At 69.9% G+C, this 1484-nt stretch carries 1 protein-coding gene and 1 pseudogene; one reads left to right on the forward strand and one right to left on the reverse strand.

Features of this window, described 5'->3' with window-relative positions:
- Nucleotides 1-44 precede the first annotated feature (44 nt).
- Nucleotides 45-677, reverse strand: a pseudogene (locus ACFWM7_RS35265) (DUF1206 domain-containing protein); the annotation flags it as partial.
- A 169-nt stretch (nucleotides 678-846) separates the two neighbouring features.
- On the opposite strand from ACFWM7_RS35265, the gene ACFWM7_RS35270 reads away from it, so the two are divergent.
- Nucleotides 847-1428 (forward strand): fasciclin domain-containing protein, encoded by a 582-nt coding sequence (locus tag ACFWM7_RS35270; RefSeq protein ID WP_383268867.1) that lies wholly within the window; start codon nucleotides 847-849, stop codon nucleotides 1426-1428.
- Nucleotides 1429-1484: the final 56 nt, after the last annotated feature.

Raw genomic sequence — 1484 nt, forward strand, 5'->3', positions numbered from 1 at the left:
CACTCCAAAACTCCAGCCGCCGCGAAGACGCTTAAGATTTACATCCCGCCGAACACACCGGTGATGTCGACGGCGCGGCGGACCTTGCGGGACATCTTCGACATTTTCAGGTGCTTGTGGTACTTCCGCATGATGGCCCGGACCACGATCCAGAGGCCCGCGCCCGCCACCACCGCGCCGCCGATCCCGACGATCCACTGACCGCCCGGCCAGCCGAGCGCCTTGGCGGTGATGTCCTGCGACTGCTGGTCGGACGAACCGCCGCCGCTGCCGGAGTCACCGGCCGCGAAGGACAGCACGGAGTAGGCGACGAACGCGTAGAAGACGGCACGGACCGCGGCCATGGCCCGCTTGCCGGGCTTGTGCTCGTCGGGTCCTGCCCCGCCGAACAGCGCCTGGGACAGCCGCCAGAGCGCCATGCCCGCCACTGCGAGGCCCAGCACCCACAGCAGAGCCGTACCGAAGGGCTTTTCGGCTATCTCCGCGACCGCGCCGCCCCGGTCGGCCTGTTTCCTGTCGCCTCCGGGGAACGCGATCCGCAGGGCGAGGAAGCCCACGAGGACGTAGATCACCCCGCGGGCCGCGAACCCGGCACGGCCCGCCATCTCCATGGCGTCGCTGTTCGCGGCACGCCGGGCCTGGCCACGCCCCTGCGCTGTTACAGAACGGCTATTCATGCCATCCCGGTTGCCCCCACGCGGCCGATCAATGCCGTGCGGAGCACCGGGAGGCGGTTTCGACGCAGAATCGACGCGGCGGGCGCGGCGAGCGGATGCGGGTCAGCGTGGAGATGACGGAGAAGACCCGTGGGGCGATGGAGAAGCCCCCTCGCTCGCCGGAGGAGACATCACGACGATCACCCGTCTGCAGCGCACCGCGGCGGCCGCCGCGGCACTCGCCCTTCCCGCCTCTCCGGCGTTCTTCGCTCCGCAGGCGCAGGCCGCGGCCACCGCCGATCCGTACGGCCCCGCCTGCGCCTCCGTGCCGAAGGAGGGCGCGGGCAGCCTGGAGGGCATGGCCAAGGACCCGGCCGCCACCGCCGCGTCCAACAACCCCGAACTCTCCACCCTCGTCGACGCGGTGATAAAGGCCGGCCTGGTCGACACCCTCAACAAGGCGGAGAACATCACGGTGTTCGCGCCGACCGACGCCGCGTTCGAGAAGATCCCGCAGGCTGATCTGGAGGCGCTCCTCAACGACAAGGACCGGCTCACCAAGGTGCTGACGTACCACGTGGTGGGCGAGAAGGTCACGACGCAGCAGATGGAGGACGGCACCTTCAAGACGCTGGAGGGGAGCGACCTCACCACGAAGGGCTCCGGCACCGCGTTCACGGTGAACGACTCCTCGAAGATCGTCTGCGGCGATGCGCCGACGGCCAACGCCACGGTGAACCTGGTCGACACGGTGCTGATGCCGCCGTCGTAGGGACGCCGTGACGGGCGTGGTGGAGCCGCCCGCGCACGGGGAACCCGCGCCCGGAC

This window comes from Streptomyces sp. NPDC058375 (assembly GCF_042723425.1).
Taxonomy (GTDB): Bacteria; Actinomycetota; Actinomycetes; order Streptomycetales; family Streptomycetaceae; genus Streptomyces; species Streptomyces durocortorensis.